Origin of the sequence: Kitasatospora sp. NPDC051984 (assembly GCF_044593455.1) — a bacterium.
Classification (GTDB): domain Bacteria; phylum Actinomycetota; class Actinomycetes; order Streptomycetales; family Streptomycetaceae; genus Kitasatospora.
Map to the genome: position 1 here is coordinate 42,261 of NZ_JBIUCB010000018.1, position 18,001 is coordinate 60,261.

Annotated in this window: 22 protein-coding genes and 2 pseudogenes; all 24 read left to right on the forward strand. The window is 72.1% G+C overall.

Annotation, left to right across the window (positions count from 1 at the left end):
• The first annotated feature begins 4 nt into the window (after positions 1-4).
• The 24 genes and pseudogenes from ACIHEI_RS28005 to ACIHEI_RS28120 all read left to right on the forward strand — a co-directional run bounded on the left by ACIHEI_RS28005 (position 5) and on the right by ACIHEI_RS28120 (position 17,817).
• Positions 5-436: a hypothetical protein gene (locus tag ACIHEI_RS28005; RefSeq protein ID WP_396608565.1), complete on the forward strand. Its 432-nt coding sequence runs from the start codon at positions 5-7 to the stop codon at positions 434-436.
• Positions 433-1,152, forward strand: coding sequence for a hypothetical protein (locus ACIHEI_RS28010; protein WP_396608566.1), 720 nt, complete (start codon positions 433-435; stop codon positions 1,150-1,152). Before ACIHEI_RS28005 ends, ACIHEI_RS28010 begins: the two co-directional genes overlap by 4 nt.
• A 156-nt stretch (positions 1,153-1,308) precedes the next feature.
• Positions 1,309-3,076: pseudogene (locus ACIHEI_RS28015) on the forward strand (type IV secretory system conjugative DNA transfer family protein).
• Between the two features lie 47 nt (positions 3,077-3,123).
• A complete protein-coding gene (locus tag ACIHEI_RS28020; protein ID WP_396608652.1) occupies positions 3,124-3,978 on the forward strand; it encodes a hypothetical protein in 855 nt (284 codons plus the stop codon).
• Positions 3,975-4,604, forward strand: a complete 630-nt coding sequence (locus tag ACIHEI_RS28025; RefSeq protein ID WP_396608567.1) for a hypothetical protein — start codon at positions 3,975-3,977, stop codon at positions 4,602-4,604. The genes ACIHEI_RS28020 and ACIHEI_RS28025 overlap by 4 nt, the downstream gene beginning before the upstream one ends.
• Before the next feature lie 119 nt (positions 4,605-4,723).
• Positions 4,724-5,542: a hypothetical protein gene (locus tag ACIHEI_RS28030; protein ID WP_396608568.1), complete on the forward strand. Its 819-nt coding sequence runs from the start codon at positions 4,724-4,726 to the stop codon at positions 5,540-5,542.
• Between the two features lie 89 nt (positions 5,543-5,631).
• A complete protein-coding gene (locus ACIHEI_RS28035) occupies positions 5,632-6,990 on the forward strand; it encodes a DNA cytosine methyltransferase (RefSeq protein WP_396608569.1) in 1,359 nt (452 codons plus the stop codon).
• A 450-nt stretch (positions 6,991-7,440) separates the two neighbouring features.
• Positions 7,441-8,574: a DnaB-like helicase N-terminal domain-containing protein gene (locus ACIHEI_RS28040; protein ID WP_396608570.1), complete on the forward strand. Its 1,134-nt coding sequence runs from the start codon at positions 7,441-7,443 to the stop codon at positions 8,572-8,574.
• Between the two features lie 261 nt (positions 8,575-8,835).
• Positions 8,836-9,216 (forward strand): hypothetical protein, encoded by a 381-nt coding sequence (locus tag ACIHEI_RS28045; protein WP_396608571.1) that lies wholly within the window; start codon positions 8,836-8,838, stop codon positions 9,214-9,216.
• On the forward strand, positions 9,213-9,869 hold the full coding sequence (locus ACIHEI_RS28050) for a hypothetical protein (protein WP_396608572.1): 657 nt from the start codon (positions 9,213-9,215) through the stop codon (positions 9,867-9,869). Before ACIHEI_RS28045 ends, ACIHEI_RS28050 begins: the two co-directional genes overlap by 4 nt.
• Before the next feature lie 45 nt (positions 9,870-9,914).
• Positions 9,915-10,517, forward strand: coding sequence for a hypothetical protein (locus ACIHEI_RS28055; protein WP_396608573.1), 603 nt, complete (start codon positions 9,915-9,917; stop codon positions 10,515-10,517).
• 15 nt (positions 10,518-10,532) lie between these two features.
• A complete protein-coding gene (locus ACIHEI_RS28060) occupies positions 10,533-11,177 on the forward strand; it encodes a hypothetical protein (RefSeq protein WP_396608574.1) in 645 nt (214 codons plus the stop codon).
• Positions 11,174-11,365, forward strand: a complete 192-nt coding sequence (locus ACIHEI_RS28065) for a hypothetical protein (RefSeq protein ID WP_396608575.1) — start codon at positions 11,174-11,176, stop codon at positions 11,363-11,365. The genes ACIHEI_RS28060 and ACIHEI_RS28065 overlap by 4 nt, the downstream gene beginning before the upstream one ends.
• A gap of 28 nt (positions 11,366-11,393) precedes the next feature.
• A pseudogene (locus ACIHEI_RS28070) lies at positions 11,394-11,693 on the forward strand (DNA cytosine methyltransferase); the annotation flags it as partial.
• Between the two features lie 145 nt (positions 11,694-11,838).
• Positions 11,839-12,171 carry a hypothetical protein gene (locus tag ACIHEI_RS28075; protein ID WP_396608576.1) on the forward strand — a complete coding sequence of 111 codons (333 nt, stop codon included), beginning with the start codon at positions 11,839-11,841 and terminating at the stop codon, positions 12,169-12,171.
• Positions 12,168-12,449, forward strand: coding sequence for a hypothetical protein (locus tag ACIHEI_RS28080; RefSeq protein WP_396608577.1), 282 nt, complete (start codon positions 12,168-12,170; stop codon positions 12,447-12,449). The genes ACIHEI_RS28075 and ACIHEI_RS28080 overlap by 4 nt, the downstream gene beginning before the upstream one ends.
• Before the next feature lie 105 nt (positions 12,450-12,554).
• Positions 12,555-12,872 (forward strand): hypothetical protein, encoded by a 318-nt coding sequence (locus ACIHEI_RS28085; RefSeq protein ID WP_396608578.1) that lies wholly within the window; start codon positions 12,555-12,557, stop codon positions 12,870-12,872.
• The gene (locus tag ACIHEI_RS28090) at positions 12,787-13,122 is read left to right on the forward strand and encodes a DUF4913 domain-containing protein (protein WP_396608579.1); all 336 of its coding nucleotides are present in this window, start codon (positions 12,787-12,789) and stop codon (positions 13,120-13,122) included. Before ACIHEI_RS28085 ends, ACIHEI_RS28090 begins: the two co-directional genes overlap by 86 nt.
• A 12-nt stretch (positions 13,123-13,134) precedes the next feature.
• Complete coding sequence (locus tag ACIHEI_RS28095; RefSeq protein WP_396608580.1) at positions 13,135-13,887, forward strand: hypothetical protein; 753 nt, start codon at positions 13,135-13,137, stop codon at positions 13,885-13,887.
• Positions 13,884-14,405: a hypothetical protein gene (locus ACIHEI_RS28100; RefSeq protein ID WP_396608581.1), complete on the forward strand. Its 522-nt coding sequence runs from the start codon at positions 13,884-13,886 to the stop codon at positions 14,403-14,405. Before ACIHEI_RS28095 ends, ACIHEI_RS28100 begins: the two co-directional genes overlap by 4 nt.
• 36 nt (positions 14,406-14,441) lie before the next feature.
• Positions 14,442-15,278 carry a winged helix-turn-helix transcriptional regulator gene (locus tag ACIHEI_RS28105; RefSeq protein WP_396608582.1) on the forward strand — a complete coding sequence of 279 codons (837 nt, stop codon included), beginning with the start codon at positions 14,442-14,444 and terminating at the stop codon, positions 15,276-15,278.
• 116 nt (positions 15,279-15,394) lie between these two features.
• Positions 15,395-16,504 (forward strand): MFS transporter, encoded by a 1,110-nt coding sequence (locus ACIHEI_RS28110; RefSeq protein ID WP_396608583.1) that lies wholly within the window; start codon positions 15,395-15,397, stop codon positions 16,502-16,504.
• A gap of 81 nt (positions 16,505-16,585) precedes the next feature.
• The gene (locus ACIHEI_RS28115) at positions 16,586-17,281 is read left to right on the forward strand and encodes an HAD family hydrolase (RefSeq protein ID WP_396608584.1); all 696 of its coding nucleotides are present in this window, start codon (positions 16,586-16,588) and stop codon (positions 17,279-17,281) included.
• Positions 17,282-17,367: 86 nt separating this feature from the next.
• Positions 17,368-17,817: a hypothetical protein gene (locus tag ACIHEI_RS28120; RefSeq protein ID WP_396608585.1), complete on the forward strand. Its 450-nt coding sequence runs from the start codon at positions 17,368-17,370 to the stop codon at positions 17,815-17,817.
• Positions 17,818-18,001 lie beyond the last annotated feature (184 nt).

Consider the following 18,001-nt stretch of genomic DNA (forward strand, 5'->3'; position numbering starts at 1 on the left):
TCCCGTGCCCACCGACCCCACCCTGGCCCACGTCGAGGCTGCGGTCGTCCGCGCCAGCGACGCGCTGCGGCAGATCGAGAAGCTCGCGCCGAAGCTGACCGCGGAGGACGCGGCCCAGGTCGTGGAGTGGATCGGGCTGCGGCCCGGACCGGCTCACCGGCTCGCCGCCGCCATGACCGCCCTCGGCAACCGGCTCGGCACCGAACTGGGCGACCAGCCCGAAGTATGGGAGCCCGTCCTGGACGCGGGCGCCCGGTTCGCCGCCACCGGGTACCGCGCCGCCGCGCCCGTCATCGACCTCCTGGCCGAAGGTCCTCGCCCCCGGGCGGCCCTCGCCACCTCCCCGGCCATCCAGGTGGCCGGCCCTGGGCCCCAAGTCCAAGCCGCACCCGCCGCCGTCCCGCACTCCCGCATCGTCGAACCTCACCACCGATGACCTACTCGATCGTCATCGCTCGCTTCCCGAACGCCGACGGCACCACCGCCAGCGCCTGGGCGCAAGCTCCTGACCTGGCCAGCCGCACGCTGCTGACACGGGCCGGCTTCGACATCGAGTCCCCCGGGCAGAGCGATCCGGTCTTCACCGTCGAAGGCCACAGCCCCAGCGACACCAACCAGCGGATCCGCCTCGCCGAGCGCATGCTCACCGATGCCGGGTACGCGCCCCGCGTGGTTCCGCCGCTTCCCCGGCAGCGAATCGAGCGGCAGCCCTTCCAGCCCCAGGACTGGTCCTACCTGGAGGGCCGCCTCGTCGCCGCGACCGCGCAGGCGTACACCGCGACCACCACGGACGACGTCCACGAGATCGTCCGCCCGCTGATGGACCCGGCCTTCGGCCTGATCGGACGTATGACCGCCCTGCTGGACACCGCCTCCCAGCGGCTCAGCGCGATATCCGCCGCCGACCCGATCACCGAAGGCCGGGCGCAACTCCTGGCCGAGGCCATGCAGGAGGTCAGCACCCAACTGACCGCCTTCGGCTACACCGTCACCGATGCCGACCTCGCCCCGGCGCACCGCGAGGAGCCGGCCGACTCCCCCCGCGCCGCCGCCGCACGCACCCGCACCACCACCGGCGGCCAGGACCCTGCGCCTTCCCCGCCGACCCGCCCTGCGGTCCCGGGCCGCCTCGCCAGCCCGCATTCGCGCTGAGCCGCCCTGCTCGACGCGCTGCGCCAGCCGCAGTCGACGGGCACCCGGGCTTCGCTCGGTGCCGATCGGCGACTTCACCGCCCGCTTGCGGCGACCTGTCGCTGTCCTTGCCCGCGCCCAGCAGGTCAACTCCCCTCCACCTGTAAGGAACCACTTCTGCCAGCCACCCCGAAAAGCCCCTCGCAGAGTCCGGGCACCGACGCCCTGCTCTATGCCCTCATAGGCGCAGGCGCCGCCGTCGCCGTCTTCGGCTCCCTCGCCTGGATCGGCGGCAACACCGCCAACTCCCTGACCGGCAGCGGCCCCTGGCACGCCCCCTTCGAGCCGGTCACCGCCGCGCTGCACCCCGGCCAGCTCTATCCGAACCTGTCGTCACTGGCGCTGCTGATCGCCACCCGCATCGTCCCCGGTATCGCCACGCTCGCCCTGGCCGCCGCCGGCCTGTGGCTGTGGTCCCGGCACCGGAGCAAGCCCAGCGGCCTGGCCACCTCCGGCGACCTGGCGCCTCTGCTGCCCGCCGAGATCACCGCCAAGGCGCGCGACCTGCGGCCGAGTCTCGCGGACTGTAAAAGACCGGGCAATCCGCCCCGACGACAGCGGGTTGCTGCTCGGTAACCTCGCCCCGTCCGGTCCGGAGGTCCGTGCCTCCTGGGAGGACGTGTGCGTCGCCATCATGGCGCCGCGAAGCGGCAAGACCACGAGCTTGGCCGTACCGGCGATTCTGCGGGCCCCCGGTCCCGTCCTCCTGACCAGCAACAAGGCCGCGCGAGACGCCTACACCGCGACCTTGGAGGCCCGGTCCGAGGCCGGCCGGGTCTGGACGATGGACCCGCAGGGCATCGCCCACACGCCGCAGGGCATGTGGTGGGACATCCTGGCCGACGCCAAGGACCTCCCCGGCGCCAGGCGCTTGGCCGGACACTTCGTCGCCGCCGCAGTCGACGAAAGCTCCCAGGGAGACTTCTGGAGCACCGCCGCCCAGAACACCCTGTGCGCGCTCTTCCTGGCCGCCGGATGCGACCGGCGCCCGATCACCGATGTTCTCAAGTGGCTGGCGGTACCCTCCAACCGCACCCCGATCGACATTCTCCGCGATCACAATCTGCTGGCCATCGCAGATCAGCTACAGGGCACCGTATCCGGCGCGGTAGAAACCCGGGACGGAATCTATGAGACCGCCCGCCAGTACGCGGCATGCCTGCTCGACCCGAAGATCTCGCGGTGGGTCACGCCGAATCCGGATCTGCCCGAGTTCAAGCCCGAGGAATTCGTCACCAACAAGGACACCCTGTATCTGCTGTCCAAGGACGGCGGTGGATCCGCGGGCGCCCTGATCGCTGCGGCAGCCGACTCCGTGATGCGCACCGCGGTCATCCAGGCCGAACGCGCCGGCGGACGGCTCGATCCTCCGCTCCTCGCGATCCTCGACGAGGCCGCGAACGTCTGCAAAATCTCGGACCTCCCCGACCTGTACTCCCACCTAGGGTCGCGCGGCGTCATCCCGATCACCATTCTGCAGTCCTACCGCCAGGGCCAAAAGGTCTGGGGAGAGGCGGGCATGGACGCGATGTGGTCCGCCGCCACGGTCAAGGTCGTCGGCTCAGGAATCGACGACGCGGATTTCGCGGACAAACTCTCCAGGCTGGTCGGCGAGCACGATGTGGAAACCGTTTCGCACTCCACCTCGGAATCCGGACGGTCCACCTCGACCAGCATGCGCCAGGAGCGCATTCTTCCGCCGGACCAGATCCGCGCACTGCGCAAGGGCACCGCCCTGCTCTTCGCCACCGGCATGCGCCCCGCCATGCTCGACCTGCGGCCCTGGTACAGGGAGCCGGGTGCCGGCGCGATCGGCAAGGCGTCCTCGCGACAGACCGACCTCATCACCGAGCGCGCGCTCGCTGCGGCGGGTGAGGCCGCGTGAACCACACCGCCGAGCCCGTAAGCCGCATTTTGTCACTGGGTGCCGGCGTGCAATCCACGACGCTTCTCCTGCTGTCCGCTCTCGGAGAGCTGCCCAAACTCGACTACGCGATTTTCGCTGATACCGGCTGGGAACCCGAAGCCGTTTACCGGCATTTGGACGAGGTGGAGCGCCGGGTCGCCCGCCCGGCGAACATTCCGATCCTCCGTGTCTCCTCGGGGAACATAAGGGCGGACGCCCTGGACCCTGGCCACCGATTCGCCTCCATGCCGCTGTACATTCTGAACAAGGATGGCAGTCCGGGAATGACTCGTCGCCAATGCACGGGCGAATACAAGATAAAGCCGATAAAGCGGGAAGTTCGACGCATTCTCGGTTACCCGCATCCGGCACGGGTGCCGCTCGGGGTATACGTCGAGCAGTGGATCGGCATCTCGACCGACGAGTTCCACCGCGCCAAGGACTCGGACGTCAAGTACACCCGCCACAGCTTTCCACTGATCGACCTCGGGTTGTCGCGCCAGGACTGCCTACAGCTCCTTGCTGATCACGGCTGGGAATCCACCCCGAAATCCGCATGCCTCGGGTGTCCATTTCATGGAAATGCCCAGTGGAGGCGGATCCGCGACGAGTCGCCGGAAGAATGGGTAGACGTCGTCGAGTTCGATGCCGCGATCCGCGCGGGGAATGCTCGGGCGAACTCCGAGGGGCGCCCGCTGCTCGGTCAGGCTTACCTCCACCGCTCCCGCCGGCCGCTGGCCGAAGCTCCGATTGACCGCCTCAGCCGCGCCGAACTCGCCGCCCTGCAGGAGCAACTCCCGCTGGCGGAGGAGGAACTGGAGAACGGGCCGGAGGACGGCTGCTCCCCGTTCAGCTGCCGCTCCGGGGAGGCGGTCGCGTGACCACTCACCACCCTCGCACCGGCGGGCCGGTCGAGGCGGCCTCGCACTTCTCCTTCAGCGCCATACCCAGGGCGGTCACGTTGATCGTTGAGGCTTCTTCTGCGGAGGAGGCCATGGAGTCCGCGGCCCTCCTGGAGGACAGCGACTTCGGTCTCTCGGACCTCGCCCGGGCCGGCTTCCGCATCGACCAACTCGGCTTCGGTGATCCTGAGATCGGGGACGTTGAACCGTGCGAATCGGGCGTCCACGAGTCCGTGCTGGCGCCGCAAGTGCTCTCGTGGGCTGAGCGGCTCAATCGCGCCGGGACCTCGGGGCAGCTGGCCGACGTGTTGGAGCACGCCAACGATGATGCTGTCGGCGCGCTTCACCAGTTTCTGGACCGAGCCAGCGAGGTCTTCCGCGAAAGCGGCGACGAGTCCCGTGCGGCCAGCTTCGCTGAACATGCCGAGGCGCTGCGCTTGATGGGCGACGAAATCCACTACCTGGCGCAAGACTTGCGGGCCTCGCCCCGCACTGCCCGGGCTGCCGCCGCGAACATCGCCACGATCCGAGCTGACGCCGCCGCGCCCGCTGTGCCGCCCGCGTACTCCGCGGTGCCGCCGCCGCATCCGTCCCGCTCACGCTGACTGCGTCCCCACCCCTCATCAGGAGGTACCCCCTGGCTCGGATCGAGTCCGTCGATCAGGCCGAGGCCCTGCGCCTGATCTGCCCCCTGCCGGACGGCTCTGTCGTCGGGCTGCGTCAGGTGGCCCGCCGCGACGACATGGTTGTTACCGCTGAACTGGCGCAGACCATCAGGGAAGACACCTGGAGCGGCATCCGCATCCGCATCGTCTCCCCGTCCGCCGGCGCGATCGACGCCAACTGGTTCGGCTTCTCGCAGTACGGCGTCTTCAACGAACGGCACCGCGCACCGTCCGCACGCGACGGTGGCGGGGAACTCACCCGCTACAACGCTGACTTCCTGCTGGTCCTGGACGGCATCGATGCCCGCCGCCTCCGGGACGCCGTCGCCGAGTACACCGCCGCCTTCGCGCCGCCGCCCGCGCCGGAGTTCACCGTTGCCGCCCATCTGGGCGCTCTGTTCAGCATGGCCCGGCGACTCGACCACCTGGGCTCGGTCGCCTCGCAGACCCTGGCCGGCCGCGCCTTCGCCCACGCAGAGGTCCTACGGGATGTCGCGGGCGAGATCTACTTCGACCTGCTGCCGCTCACCGGAGAGCGGCAGGCGGCCGACAGCGCACCGGTCGCGGTGGCCGAGTGGCCGGCCGCTCTCCGCCAACTGCGTACGGCGCTGATCGCTGTCGCCGACTGCGCCGATGAGGGCGAACACCCCGGCCGCGGGGACGTGTTCAGGGCCCACGCGGCGACCCTGGACGGGATTGACCACGAGATCACCGCCGACCTGGCGGCGGACCGCGCCGCCGCGGAGGGCGCCCGTGCCAGTGCTGCGATGAGCGCCTCCCCGGCCGCCGGTGCCGCGTCAGGAACCGCGCGGTCGGGCGCTGGCCCCACGCCCTTCGCCTCAGCGCCAGGCCGGGCGGCAGATCGGGGCCGGCGCTGAGCTACCGGTACCCCGAGATTCCGCCGCGCGACTTCCGGCCGCGGCTGTCGACCGCCGGTGACCTGCACTGGCCCGACGAGGGCCCGCAGATGGGCCCGTGGACGCACGAGCAGCTCGTCGCCCTCGCCCACCCCTGGCCCGTCGCCTGGTTGTTCCCTCCTCGCCCCGGCGACCCCCAGCGAGTCGTCAACCTCTTCGCAGGCCCCGGTGGTTGGGAGCAGGGACTGCGAGTCCTGGACCCTGCGGGTTTCGATGTCGTCGGCGTCGAGATCGGCTGGGACGCCTCGGCGACCGCCGTCGCGGCCGGGCACCGACGCATCGTCGCCGACGTGCGGACCCTCAACCCGATCCACCCCGCGCTGCGGTACGTCGAGGGGCTCACAGTCAGCGCGCCGTGCCAGGTCTGGTCCCCGGCCGGCAAGCGCGAAGGCCACCAGGAACGCAACGTCGAGCTGCTGCTGGACACCTTCACCATGGCGTGCGAGGCGAGTTTCGGGCACTACCACGACACCGGGGAGTGCGAGGTCGCCGACATCTGCACCATCTGCTCCGACCCCGAATGGGACGGCTACAACGGATTCACCGGCCCGCTGCTGACGTTCGACGAGGCCCGCTCCCTGGTGCCGCAGATGAGCGACGAGCGCATCGGCCTGATCGCCGAGTCGCTGATCTGGTCGCTCGCGCTCACCGCCCGCTACGACAACCTCCGCTGGATGGCGATGGAGCAGAGCAGCGCCCTGCCGGAGGTGGTGCTGGACGCGATCTCGGAGGAACTGCAGTTCGCCGACTGGTGCTCGGCCGACTACCAGGTCCTGGATGCCGCCGATGTCGGCGTCGCCGCCCACCGCAGGCGCGTCTACCTCGTGGCCGGCCGCCACCACTACGTCAACCTGCAGGCCATGCAGCCCTCCGAACCGGTCGCCGGGCGCACCCTCGCCCAGGCCCTCGGCTGGCCGGAGGGGGTGCGGGTCAACACCCGAGGCACCAGGCGGACCTCCGGTGGCAACGAGTTCTCGGCCGATCGGATCGCGCCCGGCACCACCAGCAAGATCCGCGGTTGGTACTGGGCCGACAACAAGGACCGCAAGTACACGGTGCCGGAGGCGGCCCTCACGGTCGCGATGCCGGCCGACTACCCGTGGACAGGTTCCCGCTCGTCCGCCTGCCAGCAGCTCGCCGACATCGTCATCCCCACCGAGGCCGCGCGCGTAGTCGGCGGCGCGATCCTGCGCAAGGAGTGGGAGCGGCCCGTCTCCAAGTACCTGGAGACGATCTACAGTCCCGAGAGCCTGGCCCTGGCAGCCCCGGCCGCCGCGGCGCCCGCGTCGTCCCGGGCGGCTGCGGCCACCTCCAGCGGCACCGCGCAGGTGCAGATGCTGCCCGGCTTCGACGACCTCTTCGTGGCAGCCGCGCCCACCCCTCGCAGCCGGGCGGCCCGCACCCGGTGACCCGCCGTCCGGCTCCGGTGCCCGAAGGCGCGCCGGGGCCGGGTGGGTACAGCCCCCACCACCAAGTTCGGGGGCCCCTCATGAACCCCTCATCCGACCGCCCGCCTGTCGGACCAGACCGGTTCTCCGGTCCAGGCGTCCGGACCGCCGACCAGGCCGGACTCCCCCACCACGCCACTCGTCAGGCACGCCGTCCGCCAGACGCTCGCCATCCACTTGCAACGGACTCGCTCACAATGACTCACCCCCTACTGTCTCCCACCGCGCCGACGACCCCCCGCCCCGGCCGGCACTGTGTCCCGCTGCCGACACTCCCCGTCGCACGGTTCGACGGGCGCTGGCATGTGGCCGTCGGCCGCGGACACATCTCGATCGACGACGACGCCCTCACCCGCGACCTGGAAGCGCTCGCCACGCTCCTGACCGCCGCCCCTCGCCCGCGCGGTGCCCGTGAGCGTTGACAGTCCCGGTCTGAGCCCCCAGCTGGAAGCAGAGCAGGCGCTGCTCGGCGCTTGCCTCCTCGACCCTGGACAACTCGGCTCGCTGCGACCCTGGTTGAAGCCCCGCCACTTCCTGCGCCCCGCCCACGGCCAGTTCTTCGCGGTCATGCTCGCCCAGCTCAAGCAGGCACCCCTGCCCGCCACCGACGATCAGCACCGCGACTGGGCACTGCGGGCGATGGCATCCGGCGTCCGCACCATTCCCGGCTTCAGCGCCAGCTACGGCCAGTCGCTGATCTCTGCATGCCCGACGGCCGCGCACGCCGCCGCATACGGGCGCATGGTGCTGGAGACCGCTGTGCGCCGCTCCCTGGAGCAGCACGCCCACCGGCTGCTGGCCGCGGCCGAGAGCGGCTCCGTGCGGACCACGGTCGACCTGACGGCCTCGCTGCACACCGTGATCGACCAGCTCACGAGGGCGTGGGGAACGATCGACGTGCGATCGACGAAGCCGCTGCCCGAACCGGACGCCCCCGTCGGCCTGCTGTCCGGACGCGCCGCCGCGGCGGCCCGCGACGACGAGCGCATGCTGCTGGCGTCCCTGACCGAGTCTCCGACGCGAATCAGCGAGGTCGCCTCCTGGTTGAGCGGCGGTGACTTCCTTGTCCCAGCGCACCGCGCCGTCTACCAGGCCCTGGCCGCCCTCGCGCACCGGGGGGAACCCGTCGACGAGCTCACCACCCTGTGGGAGGTCCAGCGTCGTGGGGCCCTGGCCGACGGGACGACCACGGTCAAGGAAGTGCGGTCCCTGGTGGCACCGGGCATGCCGGGTGATCCGGACTACTGGGCCGAACGCGTCCTTCGAGCCTCGCTCCTACGGGCCTCAGCCACCTCCGCGGGGATCGTACGCGTCCTGGCGCTGGACGCCTCTGTCTCCGCCGGCACCCTGCTCGGTGACTCGCTACGCGCGCTGGAGCCCGCCGATCGCCTCCAGCAACGTCATCGCGCCGCCCTCGGTACCCCCGCCTCGGACCGTCGCGGCCCCGTGATCCTGGGCGTTCGCCGCCAGGCCGCCACCCGCACCACCGGCACTTCGGACCGGTCCGCTCGGCCCCCTGTCGAACCTTCCCCGCCCCGGCGCTGACCTGCAAGCGAGTGCCCATGCCCCTGCCCGTCTCCCGCTCCCGCGCCGCCCAGCGACGGCGTGCTGCCGCCGACCCCCTTCTGCAGCAGCACGCAGCCGGCCGAAGCCGCTGAACTCGGAGTCACCCTGACCAGCACACCCCACTCCGCCACGCGCGACATGAGCACCGTCGCCGGGATGCTGCGCCTGCTCGGCCGTGTGACCGCTGCACCACCTGGGCCAGGACAGCCGCCTCCCGACCCTGCCGCCGTGTTGGAGCGGATGGCCCAGGCTCTCGTGTTCGAGCGCCAGTGCGCCGACAACGCCCGACGCTACCGGAAGCTCAGCGGCTCCAACCCGGCCTTGGCCGGTGCCTACACGACAGCGGCCGTTCGCGCGGCCACGATCGTCCGGCACCTCGCCGTCGCCTTCGACCTGTCCGTCAAGTGCGCTCTGATCGAGCGCGGCGCCCCGCGCAGTGCGGCCGAGTCGCTGCACCAACACCGCCACAAGGCGGCATTGGCGGCGCTGGCCGAAGCGGCGAAGGAGGCCGACCGCGGCCACCAGGAAGTCCTGGGCTTCGTCACCGCCGTCACTGCGGGTGCCGCCGAACCCCCGGCTGTCGGGCCGGTCGCCGATCCTGTGCGTCGGGGGCGCCGATGATCGGCGACCAGTACGAGGTCGGACGCCTCCTGCGGGCGATGGCGTTCGACGCCCGCAGGGCCGCGCGTGGTGGGGTGCCACCCGTCGAACCGGTCGATGTTGCCGAGCAGCTCCAGGATGTACTCGTCCTGCAGCAGGACGCTGCCGCCAACGCCACTCGCTTCAACCAGGCATCCCCCGACCAGCAGGCCGCCCGAGCCGGGGCGCTCGCGTTCGCACGGGCTGCGGCCCGACTGAGCCTGGTCGGCGCGGTCCTCGGGGAGGCCCTGGAGGCTGCCGCACACCGCTTCGACGCGGAAACCGCCGCCCTCACTTCCCAGCAGCTCGACGCTCTGGAGCGCACCGTCGTCCGGGGGTTGGAGAGCACCGAGTCCGGCCTGCACGCGCTGTCGGCCGACCTCCTGACCGTCAGCACCGCAATCACCACCGGCCCTCCCTGGCCGAAGGTGCCGCTGCCGGCTGCAGCAGTCGCCCCCGCCGATCTTCCCTCAGCGGAACCTGGCCCAATGCCAACTGCCGCCGGAGAGCACGAGTCTCGCTCTCGCGCAGCACGTCGGCGGACCCGGCATCTGCTGATCGTCGACGCCCCGCCCGCCGCGCCCCCGGGTACAACCGCGACGTCCGCCACCGTTCTGCCGTTCCGCCGTTCCTGACCTGGCAGCCACCGCGCCGGTCACCGCCCCCATGGACGGAGCCTCATGTCCATCTTCACACGCCCGCTGACACTCGGTGACTTCCAAGCACGCCTCCGCTTCGCCGCCGACCAGGCCGACGACCTCGCCCAGAAGCTGCCCGGCCCCACCGCCGGCGATCCCGGTGTCCCGGATGCCCGCATCGTCGCCGAGCAGCTCAGCGCCCTCCAGTTCGTCCAGACCAGCATGCTCGGCGCCGCCGACTACGCCAACCACATTCCGCTCGAACCCTCCGCCACCAGCGCCGCACGGCTGACCGCCATCGCCCTCGCCGGAGCCCACACAAGGGTCACGGAGGCGACGCGGCACCTCTCGCACCTGTTCCAGCACTCCGTCACCGCGGACGTGTGGACCGTGCCCGACGCGCAGCCGGTCGACCCCCGCCAGGTCTACGGCGCCGCCCGGCACCAACTCAATGCTGCAGCGCGGGAGCTGCGGATCGAGGCGGACCGCCTCCCGTCCGCCGGTGTCTCGCACCTGCCCGCCCAGGCTCGCCAGCGCGCAGCGGTGAGTCTGCCGCAGCGGATGCGCCGCGCTCTCACCCGCCGCTCCGCCGAGCCCACCCCCATCGCTGCCCTTCCCCGCAGCGCCGCCAAGCCGCGCCGCTGAAACCGAGGCCCCGTCATGACCTACACCACCCCTGTCGAGCTGCAGTCCCAGTGGCTGCTCGGCACCGCCACCAACCTGCACGACTTCCGCGAGGAGTTGTGGCGCCTCTACACCTACCGCGACCCCCAGCCCGCTCGCCTCGGCGCGGTGCTGGACGGGATGACCCAAGTACAGAGGAAGCTGCAGGCCAACGCCATCGACGAGTACGACATCGTCGCGCTCGACTCCACCAGGCCCGAGGACATCGCCTGGCGGCGGTGCAGCGTGGCGTACGCGTATGCCGCGCTGCTGAACGCCAAGGCGATCGTGCGTCTGCAGCCCGCCGTCGTCTCCGCCACCCTCACCTGCCTGACGCCCGGCCCCGCATACGGCTCCCCGCACCGGCAGGCTTACTTCAAGTCGCTGTCCGCCGGCCGAGAGGTCCTCGACGAGGCCGTCTGGAAGCTGCGGGAGACCGCTGAACACCTGACCGCCGCCGAGGAGCCTGACCTGCTCAAGGCGTTCACCGGCGACGCCGCCGTCCGCATGATCCGCTCGGCCGCGGTGGTCGCCAAGCCCGCCGAGCCGGACACCGCTCGGAAGGCGGCCGGGCCCGGTGCCACAGTCGTCGCTGCGCCGCCGAGCCGCGCGGTCAGCGCCCGTACCGGGGCGCGCCGATGACCGTCCCCGACCGCGGGTGGCCGCGGATCGGGTCGATGTGCTCGGGGTTCGGCGGCCTGGACATGGGCGTGCAGGCCGTGCTCGGCGGCGAGGTGGTCTGGCATGCCGAGATGAACCCTTCTGCCGCGCAGATTCTGGCCCACCACTGGCCTAGAGACGCCAAATCTTGGCGATATCACCGCAGTTGACTGGTCGAGCGTTCCTCCGGTCGACGTCCTGACGGCGGGCTTCCCGTGCCAGGACCTGTCGGTCGCCGGCAAGCGCGCCGGCCTGATGGAGGGTACCCGCTCCGGACTGTGGCTGACGATCGCCAGCGCGATCGATGTCCTCAAGCCCAACCTGGTGGTGATCGAAAACGTACGCGGAATCCTCTCCGCAGCCGCTGCCTCGCCAGCCGATGGCGACCTGGGATGCCCCTGGTGCGATCTGGGAGACAGCGGAGGTGAGCCTGCTCTGCGGGCACTTGGCGCGGTACTCGGAAGTCTGGCCAACCTCGGGATGGATGCGCGATGGACGGTGCTATCCGCAGCAGCCGTCGGTGCCCCTCACCGCCGCGAGCGTTTGTTCCTCGTGGCCTGGCCCGGCGGCTCCGGGGCTGCCGACGCCGCGGGCACGCGATGCGAAGGGCCCGGATGCCTGGCGGGCGGACCTGGGGCACACGGTGACGCTGCTCAAGACGCCGACCTCCAACCTCGGTCAGATCGGCGGCAGTCAGCACCCCGACAAGCGCCGGTCGGGTGGGCACGGCCCGAACCTGTCGGACGAGGTGGAGCACCTGCTGCTGCCCACGCCGAAGGCGTCGGACGGGACGCACGGGGGTCCGAACTCCCGTGGCTCCAAGGGCGATCTGACGCTCCCGTCGGCGGCGGCGCAGTTGCTGCCCACCCCGCGGGCCTCGGACACCGGGACGCCCGGCCGCAGGGCCGGGCAGGGGTTCCGGCCCCCGCTGTCGGCGGTCCTGTTGCCGCTGTGGGAGAAGACGCCGCAGGAATGAACCGGTGGGGTCCGTACGCCCCGGCCGTCGCCCGGTGGGAGCGGCTCACCCGGCCGGCCCCGGAGCCGGTCGACGGCAACGGTCGCTTGGCCCCCGAGTTCGTCGAGTGGATCATGGGCCTCGATTCCGGGCACGTCACCGGCGTTCCCGGCCTGTCCCGCTCGGCTCAACTGACCGCCCTCGGCAACGGCGTCGTCCGCCAACAGGCTTCCGCAGCCTTGCAGTTGCTGGACGCCCCTGGTCTCCTCGCCGCCGCCTGCTGCGGCGGCCAGCGGTGAGCCGGGCACCGCTTATACCGCACGATCGGCCGGATGTGTCCGGCCGATCGTGGCGGAATCTTGTCCCATCAACCCCGCGACCACACCGAAAGGCCCCATCCTCCCTTGACCGCATCCGAGCCCGACGAGGGCGCCGAGCCGACCTCCGGCTACAGCGACGCCCAGATCGAGGCCCTGTCCGCGAAGTTGACCGCCCTGGCGGCGGGCTTCGACGCGCAGGCCGAACAGCTGGCCACCATGTCGATCGCGCTGGAGCCCGAGGACGACGGCGCCGCCGCCGAGCCCATGTTCATCGTCGCCTTCGAGGACCCGGCCTACTACAAAAGAGGTCGAACTCATGGTCCCGTGGGTCGACGAGATCTTCACGAAGATCTACGGACCCGAAACCACGGCATCGCGGCCGTGGTGCGTGCGCTGGCCTGAGCATCCCGAGGCCGTGGCCCGGCTGCACGCCCTGTGGCTGGCCTGGCAGGCCGCGATCGATCCCGAGTCCGGGCCGAGCGGCGCCAGTGCCTGGCAGCGCGACCACCTCGAGCCGGCGCTGATGAAGCTGCGCAGCGCGGACGGCCCCTTCGGCGCCTGCACCAGCTCCGGCGGCCACGTCAGCCACCGCCTGCTGGAGCACCCGGCGCTGACCGACCCCGACTCCCTCACTCCTCCCCCCTCGACCTGACCGGAGGCTGACATGCCCGACTTCAGCCTGCCCGAGTGGCAGCCCGCGGACAGCGCCTCCGCCCACGCCCAGCAGCACTTCCTGGAGTCCGAAGAGGTCTACGACCTCCTCATCGAGACCGATCCCGAAGACCTCGACGGCCACGAGCCCGGCAGCGACAACTTCCTGCTGTTCGAGAACCTTGACGCCTACGGCGACACCGCCAACCGTGCGCTCGCCGCCCACCTGCACTACGGCACCGACGGCACCTTCACCCTGGCCACCCGCCCGACCCCCACCTTCGCCATCGCGGCGGCGTGGCTGGTGGCCCGCGGTGCCGATCCGGGTGCTTTCCTCCACCGCGCCGGGCATGGTGGTGCCCCGGTCGACGAGCGCAGCGCCGCCGTCGCCGCCCGGTTCATCACCGACCACGCCCGGTACGAGCAGGTCGAGCACGGCGTGGAGCCGGGCGAGACGTGGGTGATGCTGCGTGACACTACCTCGGCCGGCGCGGCCCGCCCGTTCCTCCTGCAGCTGGAGACCCATGATCCGGAGCGCGGCTACACCCTGCGCGAGGGCGGCTTCGCCAGCCCGCAGGAGGTTCAGCAGTGGCTGGAGACCCGGCGCACCGCGCTGCCGCCCGTCGCACAGAGCGAGGTCACCGTCGTCTACAGCCCGCAGGCCCTGGCGGCGCGCGCCCGCACCACCGCCCCCGCCAAGAGCACCGCGGCCGAGGCCGTCCCCGTCCCTGTCCCGGTTCCGGCCGGGCGGCGGGCCGTGCGGTGAGCGAGCAGCGGCTGAGCAGTCCTCCGGTGGGGTTCTCCGCCCACCCGGAGGCGCTCGCCGACCTCCTGGACGCGCCCGCGGACGTTCGGGACCTGGCGCTGGAGTACTTGGACCGGCTGCTGCGCGCCGAGGTCCGCGGGCCGTTGCTGGACCAGCAGGGCGACCGCGATCTGCGCGGTGCCCGCAAGCTCTACCTCGACGACCGCAACGCTTTCCGGCTCGTCTACACCGAGCAGCGCGCGCCGGGCAACCCGCGCCGCCTGCTCGGCATCCACCTCGTCGCCGTCGGGCGGCGCTACAACATCGAGGTGTACAAGACGGCGGCCGAGCGGCTCCAGGCCGAACGGCTCAAGCAGGCCGCCGCCGAGGAAACTCCGCGCCCGGGCATGCCGGCCCGGTTCCAGGCCGCCCTCGCGTCCTCGGTCTCCCGGCCCTCCCCGGCGCAGACCGTCGCGGCCACTCCGGGCGCGCCCCCGCCCCTCGTGGTCGCCGCCCCGCCCGCCACCGTCCGGCGCTGACCCCGACACGCCCCCACTGCCACAACGGAGTTCGCCATGCCCGCCACCGCCAACGTCACCGTCCTGGACCGCGCCCAGCTGGCCGCCGAGGGGATCTCCACTCGCTGGTCGACCCGCGTGCTGCGCACGCTGGGCTCCTCCGGCCCGCTGCGCCCTGCCGAGATCGCCGACTCCGCCCCGATCCCCGCGGGCAGCCTGTACAAGGTGACCGGTCTACTGGAGCGCGCCGGCACGATCACCCGCCTGCCTCTCCCCGGCAGCCGCCGGTACGAGCTGGCGCTGACCGATGCCGGGCGGGCGTTGGGCCCGGTCCACTCCGCAGCCCTGGCCTGGGCCGACCGGCACCTGGTCGGCCGCACGGAGCTGGAGGCGCCGGAGGCGATCGACGACGCCATGAACCTGTTCGCCAGTCCGCACACCGGGGCTGTCCTGTTCGAGTTGGTGGCGGGCGAGCCGTTGACGGTTTCGCAGCTCGCGGAGCGCCTCCCGGTCGGCGGCACCGGGGTCCTCCATCACCGCCTGTCCGTGCTGGCCGAGCACGGCCTGATCTCGCGCAGCGGCACCCCGCGGACCTACCGGTGGGCGATCAGCGAAGCCGGCATGCACACCGGCTCCATGGTCCGCGAGCTGTCCGGGTGGGCGGCGCGGTACCTGCCCAGCGCCGCCCACCCGAACTCTGCTCCGCGGGCAACCTCCGCCGTCATGGCGGCCTCCAGCGCTACCGGCGTCGTGGTCGTCGCGGCTCCCAGCCCTGCCACCTCGCGGACCGCTGCCGAGCTGCGCCGGGACACTCTGCGGATCCACTTCTCCCACGCGCCCGGCCCCCAACCCCCGGCACTCCTGCGCAGCGCCGCCGCCGGCCCGCGCCGCTGAACCGCCCGCCCTCGACCGGAAGCTTCACCCTGACCACCACACCCGACACCGACACCATCCAGCAGCATGGCCCGGATCGCCCGATCCGCAGTGTCCTTCGATCCCCGCACGTCACCATGCTGCTCACCGCCACCCTGGTGGGACGGCTGCCCACCGCCATGGCCCCGCTCGCCCTCCTGCTCGCCGCCCGCGCCGACCACGCGGGGACGGCGCTGGGAGCGCTGCTGGCCGCGCTCTACGCCCTGTGCGGAGCTGTCGGTCAGCCGCTGCTCGGCCGGGCCGTCGACCGCCGACGTCTGGCCGGCGTCGCCCTGCTGGCCGCCGCCGTCGCGGGCGGCGCGTTCACGGCGCTCGCCGTCGTCGGCACCGGCCGCAACCCGATCCTCTCGGGCGTCCTGGTCGCCATCGCCGGTCTTGCCACACCACCGCTGGAGGCCGGCCTGCGGGCGATGTGGCAGCGTCTGGTCGTCCCGCAGGACCAGCAGGCCGCGTTCGCCCTGGACGCCACCGCCCAAGAGGTGGTCTACGTCGCCGGGCCCGCCCTGACCACCATCCTGTGTCAACTCGCCTCACCCACCGCGGCGTTGATCGCCTGCGCGGCATTCGGAGCGACGGGCACGGCGCTGGTCGCCTCCAGCCGCCCGGCCCGCGCCCACAACCCGGCGCGGCGGGCGTCCCACTGGCTGGGTCCGCTGCGCTCGCCCGGGGTCCTGGTCCTGCTGGGCGCCGCCACGCTCCTGGGCGCGAGCCTGGGATCGTTCAACGTCTACGCTCTGGCCGCAGCCGATCGCCACGGCACCGGATGGCTCGCCGGCGTGCTGCCCGCCGCCCTCTCCTGCGGCAGCCTGGTGGGCGGCATCATCTGGGCCCGGCTCACCCACAGCGCTCCCCCCGACCAACTGCTGCGCATCGTCAGTGCGCGCTTCGCCGCCCCGCTCGTGCTGCTCCTGCTCACCCCCGAACCGGCCCTGACTGTGGCCGCCGCCGCACTGCCCGGCCTGTTCCTCGCCCCATGGCTCGCAACGGCGTTCCAGCAGGCAGACCGGCTCGCTCCGCAGGGCACCGCCACCGAGGCCGCAGCATGGCTGGTCGCCGTGATCGGTCTCGGCGGCGCCGCCGGCACCGCGCTGGCTGGGCAGCTCTCAGCGGCCGGTCCGGTCGCCGTCGCCGCGCTCACCCTGACAAGTGCCGTCGCCGCCGCGCTCGTTCTTGCCCTGCGCCGCTGACCTCGCCCCCCAGCGCCGCGCTCCGCCCGCCCGGCCCACAAATACACAGAATTACCTCAACTTCCCCCCTGAGAAGGCTACTTGCACCACGTCACCGCCACCGCCCCGGCCCTCGTCACCATCGTCTGGGACTGGAACGGAACCCTTCGCGACGACGTCCAGGACCACCTCGACGCGCTGAACCGCACCCTGCCCGACCTGGGTAGCGCCCCGATCACACTGGAGCGCTACCGCGCCGAGCACCGCACCCCGATCCGCGCCTTCTACGACGCCCTGCTCGGCCGCACCCTGGACGACCAGCAGTGGCGCGACGCCGACGCCGCCTTCCAGCGCGAACTCGCCCAGCACCCGGTGCGGTTGCACCCCGGAGCCCGTGACCTGCTGCTCGGTCTGCGAGCCCGGGGTATCCGGCAGAGCCTGCTGTCCCTGTCCCTGCACGACCGGCTGCTGGCCGAAGTCCGGGCCGTCGGCATCACCGGCCTGCTCGACCAGGTCGACGGCCGCCACGACCCGGTCGTCGGCAGCAAGGCCCCCGCCATGGCCCGACACCTCGCAGCCCTCGGACCGGCCACCGACCCGGCGCGCACCCTCGTGATCGGCGACACGGTCGACGACGCGCTCGCCGCACTGTCCGTCGGCGCGGTTCCGGTCCTGCACACTCGCGGCCTCCACTCGCCCGAGCGGCTGGCCACCGCCGGAGTGCCCGTCGCTGGCAGCCTGCAGGACGCCGTCGACATGGGACTGGCCATCATCAGCTCCGACCGGTCGCTCCGGTGAGCGCCGAGGACAAGGGTGGGAGGCCCGTCGCCCAGTGGAGGCCCCGCGTCCCCGGCAACGTCGACGTAGGAACCCGCCTGGTGTGCGTGCGGCTGCAGGTCGCGCGCCTGGCCGAGCTGCCCGGTAGCGGGACCGACACCGTGCACGGTGCAATCGCCGACCAACTCGCCTCCCAGGCACGTCGGCTGGATGACGTACAGACCCGGATCGTGCGCTTGGCCGATGCCCTGCGCCGCGACCTTCAGCGCGTGGTCGACGGCCGCGATGCCGACGAACCCAGCATCAACGGCATCCTGCACAACACCGCCCCGACGCTCGACCTCCTCGCCGCGCGGCGCACCGAACTCCACCGCTCCCTGACCGACCTCGTCGAGGTCTACAAGGGCCTGCCCCCGTTCACGCCAGCGCCCGTCACCGCCGAGGCCACAACGGCCCGGCAGCGGGCGGCTTCCACCCGTGCACCTCGCCGCGGCCCTACAGAGACGAGTTCCACAACCTCCACCCCGGCGAACACCGCACGAGCACGGGCCCGCTGACCGCCGATGCTCCCGCCCGAAGGGATCGCCATCTGACCGCCTACCAGGACACCGGACCGGTCGACGACGCCGACGGCGCCCCGATTCTCGCCGGCCAACGGCTCGTCCGGCACTACCTCGCCGTATCCACCGCCGACCTTCACCGCCGTCACCGTGGCAGCGACGACGCCCGCAGCGAACTCGC